Annotated in this window: 1 protein-coding gene; it reads right to left on the bottom strand. The window is 59.7% G+C overall.

Going from position 1 to position 809, the window contains the following annotated elements:
* A partial coding sequence (locus ABRS97_RS28055; RefSeq protein WP_367859151.1) for a non-ribosomal peptide synthetase occupies positions 1-809 on the bottom strand: 809 nt, incomplete at both ends.

Genomic DNA, 809 nt, shown 5'->3' with positions numbered 1-809 from the left:
GTGATGAGCGACATCGCCTTCAGCGAATGCCCGCCCAGCGCGAAGAAATCATCCAGCACCCCCACTTGGCCGCAGCCAAGCGTGTCCTGCCAAATTTGCGCAAGCTCTGCTTCCAGCTCTGTCCTCGGCGCGACGTACGCTGTGCCCGAATCCACGCCGCCTTCCGGCTTCGGCAGCGCTTTGCGGTCGATTTTGCCGTTGGCCGTAAGCGGAATCCGCTCCAGCTTGACGAAATACGACGGGATCATATACACCGGCAATTCGCTTCCGATATGCGCCCTCAGCTCCGACACCGTCAGTTCGCCGTCTGAAATGAAGTACGCGCACAGGAACTTTTGCCCCTGTTCGTCATCCTGCGCCAGCACCGTCGCTTCCCGGATCTGCTCGTGGCGCAGCAGCTGCGTCTCGATCTCGCCCAACTCGATGCGGTGCCCCCGGATCTTCACTTGGTGGTCGATCCGCCCGAAATATTCCATCTCGCCGCTTGGCAATCTCCGCGCGAGGTCCCCGGACCGATACAGCCGTTCTTCCGGCTTGTAAGGATTCGCCACGAACCGCTCCGCCGTCAGCTCCTCGCGGTTTAAATATCCGCGCGCGACGCCGTCTCCGCCCACATACAGCTCCCCGACGACGCCGATCGGCACCAGCCTGCGCTGCGCGTCGAAGATATAGCTCGTCAGCGTCGGTATCGGACGCCCGATGTTGCTTAGGTTCGTTTCGATCTCGTGATCCGTGATCGCTTTATACGTCACATGCACGGTTGTTTCCGTAATCCCGTACATATTAATGAGCTGCGTGTTCGGATATTT

The sequence above is a fragment of the Paenibacillus tabacirhizosphaerae genome (assembly GCF_040812395.1).
Classification (GTDB): domain Bacteria; phylum Bacillota; class Bacilli; order Paenibacillales; family NBRC-103111; genus Paenibacillus_E.
The sequence above is the reverse complement of the archived record's forward strand: the minus strand, read 5'-3'. Positions and strand labels throughout refer to the sequence as shown.